Source organism: Sutterella sp. (assembly GCF_030539355.1).
In the GTDB taxonomy this organism is placed as follows: Bacteria; Pseudomonadota; Gammaproteobacteria; order Burkholderiales; family Burkholderiaceae_F; genus Sutterella.
Window position 1 is genome coordinate 1 of record NZ_JAUNSF010000124.1, and the last position, 7648, is coordinate 7648.

Sequence of the window (7648 nt, forward strand, 5' to 3'; positions counted from 1 at the left end):
CTTCTCCCCGAGGCGTTATGAATCATCCGGTTCCGCGGCCGTTATTCCTTTTGAGGAATCCGGGTCCGCGGATAAAACACCGCGCAAAATAATCGTGTCGTCCGGGGAGAAAACATCGCCGTTCCTCATGCACGGAATCGTCCTCCCCGGGCGACGCCTCCCTCAGCCTCCCGAAGCGCCCTCAGGCCCGCGGTGACACCATTGCGTCGTCCGGAGAAGGGAAAAACTCCGCCCCCGTTCACAGGACGCTTTTCGTCGCATTGGTATACTCGGAGGTTCCCGTGACGAGACCTGGGGGAGGACCGTTGCCGAGTGGCTCCCCGCCGCTTCGCCGCGGTCAAAGAAATCACAAGAATCCGTCAGGTCGCCATGCCGTCAGAAACTCCCGCCTCGTCCCAGAAGTCCAAGCACGCCCAGGAAATCAGCGCCGTACTGCGGTTCGTGCGCGAGATCGCGCAGAGCCGGTCGACGGCGAAGATCCGGGTCGAGGACGAGCTCGGGTTCAAGTGGCTCGACAAAATCGACAGTGACCTGCCCGAGGTGAAAATCGGCGCCGCCGCGGGTCCGGACTGCGTGCTCTCGGTGACGTCGCCGCTGCTGCCCGTCTTCCCCGAGCCCGACGCGCGTCTTAAGCCATGGATCGCCGGGGACCCGGCGTCGGCAAACTGGGGCCCCGCGACGGGTGTGAGAAAGAAGCTCGTGCTCGAGGCAGACACGCTCGACAAAGAGAAGCTCCCGCCGGTCGAGGACCTCGCCGACATCTCGCTCCGGCTCGGTCTCCCCGACGCCGACGGGATTGAAGCCTGCGCGGCGCTGGTCTCCATCAATGACGACGAGGCGCTCGCGAAGAAGCTCGCCCTCTGGCAGCGCCTGCGCGGGTCTCTGCCTCCGGAGCTCTTCGGCTGGGTGCGGCCCGACGGCACGTCGCTCACCTGCCGCTACATCCTGGTCAAGGACCTGACCGATTCCCAGCGCCTTGCGCTCGACGCCCGTCTCGTGCGTCTGACGCCGGGGAAGGTCACCACGCCCGAGATCAGGGAGGAAACGGGCGACGAGCGGCCGCTGCTCCTCCCCGCCCTCACCCTCGAGGAGAAGTTCGAGGCGAGCGAGAAGCGCATGGCCGCGCTCGACGCATGGCGCAAGCAGCGCGAGGCGTGGCTCGTCGAATTTGACCGGGCCGAGCGCGCGCAGAAGCTCTACCAGGAGCTCCTCACCTTTCAGTACGGCGTCGACGCGTCGAACCTCACCGAGGAGTTCGTGCTCGGGAACTTCATTCTCGAGACCGAGAAGAGCTCGGGCGAGGTGTTCCGCTATCCATTGCTCGTGAAGCGCCTCGCCTTCGAGAAGACGAGCAACGGCAAGACCCTGCGCCTCATTCCCGACTACTCGGCACCCGCTGAGTTCCAGGGCGAGATCACGGCGCAGCTCGGAAAAAATGCCGTCTTCCTCCCCGACCCCACCGTGATCCAGAAGATCCAGGGGCTCGAGGGTCTCACCGAGGCCGGCGTCGAGCTCGTCACGGGCGACGAGTACGCCGCGCACTTCCGCGCGTTCGCCGACAACCTCGAGCCCACGAGCCGCTGGGCCGATGATCCTCTGAATCTTCCCTTCGGGCAGGGCGCGAAGCTCGTGGTCTACCCGCGCGCCGTGCTGATGAGGAGAAAGCGCCTCACGGGCGTGCCGCGTGCGATCGCGGAGATGGCCGATTACTACGAGGAGAACCCGGACGCGCTCCCCGAGGCGTTCGAGGCGATGGTCTGCCGCTCGACCGGGAGGGTCGAGCGGGTGTCGTTCTCCGCCGAATCGGACGAGCAGAAGATCGCCGAGGCCTCGGGCTTCTGCGAGGAGATCCTGCTCGCCAAGCCCGCCAACGAGGACCAGCTCAAGATTGCCCGCGAGCTCGAGCGCACGGGGTCGGTGCTCGTGCAGGGGCCTCCCGGCACCGGCAAGACCCACACCATCGCGAACCTGATGGGGCATTTCCTTTCTCAGGGCCTGCACGTGCTCGTGACCTCGACCAAGGCCCCGGCGCTCACGGTGCTGAAGGACAAACTTCCCCGGGAGATGCAGGACCTCTGCCTCTCGCAGCTCGACGACGCGAAGAAGAACTTCGAGAGCGCCTGCAGCTTCTCGGAGCGCATCGAGAACGCGGATCTGAGGCGCCTCACCCGCGAGGCCGACGAGCTCGCCCGCGCGCGCCGGGAGACGCTCCAGGCCGCGCTCAAAAAGAACCGCGCCATCGCCGACCTGCTCACCCCGGAGACGAAACGCCACACCGTGGGCGACCGCTCCTTCTCGCTCTCCGGCATCGCGGTGGAGCTGAGGAAACTTGACGCGTACGCCGACCTCATCCCGGGGCCGGTGAGCGAGGCCTGGCTCGACGAGGCGAACCCGAAGCCGCTCCCCGTCACCGAGATCGAGCTCGCGAAGCTCTTCGCCGGCATGACCCGCTGGAGCGCCGGGGAGAAGGCGATTCTCGCGGCGACGCTCCCCGACGCCGCGACGCTTCCCTCTCCCGAGCAGGTCGAGGCCTGGGTCGAGCGCGAGCGAACGGCCGCGGCGGTGCTGGCGCAGTCGGACGGCATCACCGAGGAGCCCCGCGCGCGGGCGATGGACGGAAGGCCCCTCATTCGTCTGCGACGTTCCGCCGACGACGCGGTCTTCAGCTGCCTCGCCGAAAAGAGCGTCGAGGTGGCCCAAGCCTGGCGCGCGTTCGACGACCGGCGCTTTGACGAGATCCTCGCCGACCCCATGCAGCGCTGGGCCGCGCTCGCCGGCATGGACCGCGCGACGCGCTCGAACGACGACCTGCTCGAGATCATGCTCGAGGCCGTCAGGAAGGCCGGCAAGGCCGAGGAGGACGCGAGGCTGCCGCTCAACGGCGTCACGATCGAGCCGGCGGACGTGCTCGACACCCCGGCCTTCCGCTCGGCCTTCGACTGGCTCAAGGCGGAGCACCCTGACGGAAAGCCAGGCATCTTCGCCCGCTTCAGCAGGTCCGATGAACTCAAGGAACTCAAGCGCGTGCGCGTCAGCGGCCGCGAGATCTTCTCGGCCGACGCGATGAAGCTCGTGGCCGTGGAGCTCGGCGTCCGCGACGCGCGCGCCGAGGCCGCGAAGCAGTGGAATCTGCGCGCGAGCGAGTGCGGCGCGAAGAGGTTCGAGGAAATGCACCTCTCCTGCGCGGACCTCGCGCAGCGGACCGCTTCGCTCGTCGCCCCGGCGCTCGAGTGGCACGCGAAGTTCGAGGAACTCCTCGCCGCCTGGCGCTCGGCCGGCGTCAATGTCGACGCAATCTTCGAGGGCCGCCGCCCGGGCGAGGCGGCCACCTACTACTTCGACCGCATCCGCGACGAGTTCATGCCGCGCGTGCGGCCCTTCCTTCCCGTGATCGACGCCGCGGCCGCGAAGAGCGCCGTGGCGACGGAGCGCGAGGCCGCTGCCGCCCCCTGGCGCGCCGCCGCGAGAAGCTTCCCGCTTGTCCAGGCGATGATGACGGCGCTGCCCGTCGACGCGGCGACCTACGCGAAGGCCTGGGACGCCTTCATGCGCATCGTGTCGGCCGAGAACGTGTCCGCCTGGCGCGACTGGAACGACTCCGTCAACAGGCTTTTCGAGGCCTGCCCCGGCTGGGCCGTGGCCTTCCGCCTTGGGAAAGCTGAGGGCGCCGAACGTCCGTACGGCGACTGGGAGCGCGCGTGGTACTGGCAGATGCTCAATGCCATCTTCGTCGCCAACACCGGGGGCGACCTGCAGAGCCTGATGCGCGAGGCGAAGGACTTGTCCGACAGGTTCAGAAAGCTCACGGGCGAGCTCGCGAGCCGCCGCGCCTGGATTGCCGTCGCGGAGAAGACCACCCGCGATCAGATCGCGAGCCTCAAGACCGCCGCGATGTTCTTCCGCAAGGTCGGAAAGGGCACCGGAAAGAAGGCCGAGGTGAACCTCAGGCACGCCGCCCGCGCGCTCGAGGCCTCGCAAACGGCCGTGCCCGCGTGGATCATGACGATCGACCAGGCGCTCTCGTCCTTCAGGCCGGGCAACCAGTTCGACGTGCTGATCGTCGACGAGGCGAGCCAGGCCGATCTCACCTCGCTCGCCCTCCTCGGACTCGCGAAGCGCGCCGTCATCGTGGGCGACGACCGTCAGGTGACGCCCGTGAAGCCCGGCGTCGAGGAGTCCGTGATCGAGCAGTTCAAGCGCCAGTACCTCGCGGGCGTCGTGGACAAGCCCGAGATCTACGAGCTCAAGACCTCGCTCTACGAGTTCGCCCAGATCAGGTACCGCGCGCTCGCGCTCCACGAGCACTTCCGCTGCGTGCCCTCGATCATCGGGTTCTCGAACCGTCTCTGCTACGAGGGCAGGATCCTGCCGCTGCGTCCCGCGGACTCGACGCCCGTGCAGCCGCCGATGGTGCCGCTCCAGGTCGAGGGTGCGAAGGCGGGCGACGTGAACGAGGCCGAGGGCGACGCGATCGTGCGCCTGATGAAGGCCTGCATGGCCGAGCCCGAGTACAGGGGGAAGACCTTCGGCGTCGTCGTGATGCGCTCCACGGGCAGCGGCGCGCAGGTCAATTCGATTCTGGGCAAGCTCATGAAGGAGCTCTCGCCCACGGAGTTCGAGGAGCGCCGCGTGCGCGTCGGCATCGCCCCGGACTTCCAGGGCGACGAGCGCGACGTGATCTTCCTTTCGCTCGTTGACGTGCCGAGCTCAAAGAGCGGCTTCATCACGGCCGTGAACAGAACGAACGACCTGCAGATGAAGCGCTTCAACGTGGCTGTGAGCCGCGCGAAGGACCAGCTCTGGATCATCCACTCCTTTGACTGGCAGAGCCAGACGCAGGCCGATGACATCAGGCGCTATCTGCTCCAGCACGCCGCGAACTGCGGCAGGGAGCAGGAGATCGAGGAGGAGACCCGCGCCGCCGCGGATCAGAACTCGCTCGCCTTTGAGGCGCCGGTCGCGAAGGAACTGCGCCTGCGCGGCTACCGCATCAGGCAGCAGTACCCGGTCGGGAGCTACCGGCTTGACATCGTCGTGATGGGCGGCGGCCGGCGCGTCGCGCTTGAGTGCGACGGCGAGCGCTTCCACTCGAGCGACGCGCAGATCACCGACGACCTGCGCCGCCAGGCGGTGCTCGAGCGCTGCGGGTGGCAGTTCATCCGTTTGCGCGGCTCGGAGTACTTCCGTGATCCGGCGGCGGCGCTTGACCGCGTCTGCCGCGACCTCGAGGCCGCGGGCGTGAAGCCCGACGCCGCCGCGGAGGCCCCGGTCTCCGACCTCGCCCTCCGCGTGCTGCGCCGCGCGGAGTTCATCACCGCCCCCGGGGATGAGGCGACGGACCTGACGCCGGCTGAGGAAACTCAGGAAGCCGGGGAGACCGTTCCGCCTGAGGAGACGGCGGCTGAAGTGGAGCCCGAGAGCTCCGAAGAGGAGGCCGTGTCCGAGGAAGTGCCGGAGAAGACGCCGGAGGAAGAGTCTTCTGAAGAGGAAACGCCCCCGGAACCCGTCGAGCCGGAGCCTGCCGAGGAGACGGAACCCGAGGCGAAGGCCTCAGAGGAAGAGACCGCTCAGGATGAGCCCGAAGCTGAGGACGAGGAGGCGGAAGAAGAGGACCGGACCGGTCCCGTCGATCCTCCGCTCGATCCGTCGGTCAAGTACCTCGGACCCAACGGCGAGACCTGGACCGGACGCGGGCGCCGTCCCACCTGGCTCCGCGAACTCGTCGAGAAAGGCCATGCCGTCGAGGAGTACCTCGTGAATCCGCAGACCGCGGCCGAGCCGCGACGCCGCAAGGTCCCGGGCAAGTACGTGAGCCCCGACGGGCAGGTGTGGTCGGGCCGCGGGCGTCGTCCGCGGTGGTTGAACGACCTCGTCGCCGCTGGTCACGATGCCTCGGAGTACCTCGTCGAGGGCGCGGACACCCTGCCCCAGGGACGGATGGGCCGCGGGCTCAATCCGATCAAGCTCAAAACGGGTGACGACGGAGACTTCCGCGGCTGGGACTGATGAAGCTCTGAGTCGCTGAACGCTCGCAAAGGACGGCGCTCCCGGGGAACCGGCGGGCGCCGTTCTCTTCTGTGCCGGAGGAATGCCGGCGGCGGTGACGATACTGGAGACCGGAAAAGAAGAACCCCCGGAGGACTTGATTGTCTTCCAGGGGCTTGAGTCATCGATTCCAGGCGAGCTTGCAGCCGTCCGCGGACAGAAGCTCTCAGCGGCGCTCCGTCTGTCGGACGGGATCGACGCAGATCACGACATCCTCCTTCATGTCGTGGCCGTTCGTCCCTCTTCATTTCGCAGTCACACACCGTGACATACGCCGCCCCATCGCGCTGCTGACGATCGTGGCAGCTCTGGACTCGATGCCGGACTTCTGGGGCGGCAGAACTTCTGTTATGCGGGGATCGACGGACTGGCTGCGGCAACTCATCCGCCGTGGATCTTGATCCGCATGTCACTCATGGAGCCCTCGCGGGTGTTGACGGGGCGGGATACCCGAGTCTGCCTCTTCAGGCGAGACACGGAATTTACATTGTTCGGCTTCGTCGTGACAGTGTCGGAGCCAGAACGAGAAGAACCCCCGGATGACTTTTGATGTCTTCCGGGGGTTCCAGATTCCCTCTGAACAGTTTCAGGCGTTCAGATTCTTGACCTGTCTGAAGCGGGCTCAACTGCCTCGCTTCGCCCGACCCCGCCGGCGAACCGGCGGGTCAGATCAGGCCTCCTGAGAGGACTCAGGATTAGAACTTGTGACGCAGACCGAACTTGACGGCCGTGGCGCTCGGCTCGATCGAGGAACCACCGGCAGGCTCGATCTCATCTTGCATATAGCTGGCCACAGCGTAGACGTTGGTGCGCTTGCTGAGGTTGTACTCGTAGCCGAGCGAAACAATGTAACGCGTGAGATCGGCATCAATCGTTTCGCTGTCAGCGGTCTCGGCGTCGTCATAGGCGACACCGGCGAGGAACTTGCCGCCGAAGGCCGGAATGGAGGCGGAGAGGCTGGCACCCCAGCCCTTGAACCTGAAGGCGGACCCATCGAGGGCGAGCTTGTTGACGGTGGAACTGATGGAGGAGAGCGCAGCCTCATCGAGATACTGGCCAACGAGGAACACCTTGGCGACACCGAAGTCATAGGAACCGCCGAGGGTGACGGTCAGGCTGTCGTCCTGATTCGGACGGGTGGTGTCGGCCTTGTAGTTGATCGAGTCAACAGCACCGTAGAGGAGCACCGGGCCATTGATGTAGGAGGCGCCGAGGGCGTAGTAGCGATTGCTCGTCGGCTTGTTCTCCGTACCGTTGCTGTCGCCCATCGAGTACTGGGCATAGACATTGATGCCAGCGAACGTCGGCGACATGTACGCGATCATGTTGTCGCGAACCGTGTCAGCCTTGGCAAAGTTACCGACCTGGGCGACATAGGTGGTGTAGGACGTGCCGAAGGCGGACAGCAGGCCGGCCTTACCCCACGAAGAGGTGCCCTGGTTGATCGAGCCGATGCGGCCGAAAGAGAACTGGCCATAGGGCGAATAGAGAGAAACGGACGCTTCACGATTGAAGATACGGGAGGAGTCCGCGAGCGTGCCGTCGTCAGCCTTGAAGCCGTTCTCGAGGATGAAGCCCACGGCGAAGCCGTTGCCGAGGTCCT

Annotated in this window: 2 protein-coding genes; one reads left to right on the forward strand and one right to left on the reverse strand. The window is 66.4% G+C overall.

The features are described from left to right. The first annotated feature begins 369 nt into the window (after positions 1-369). A complete protein-coding gene (locus Q4F91_RS12125) occupies positions 370-6006 on the forward strand; it encodes an H-NS family nucleoid-associated regulatory protein (RefSeq protein WP_303337981.1) in 5637 nt (1878 codons plus the stop codon). A 734-nt stretch (positions 6007-6740) separates the two neighbouring features. On the opposite strand, the gene Q4F91_RS12130 is transcribed toward Q4F91_RS12125, so the two are convergent. Beyond that, a partial coding sequence (locus tag Q4F91_RS12130) for a porin (protein WP_303337982.1) occupies positions 6741-7648 on the reverse strand: 908 nt, incomplete at its 5' end.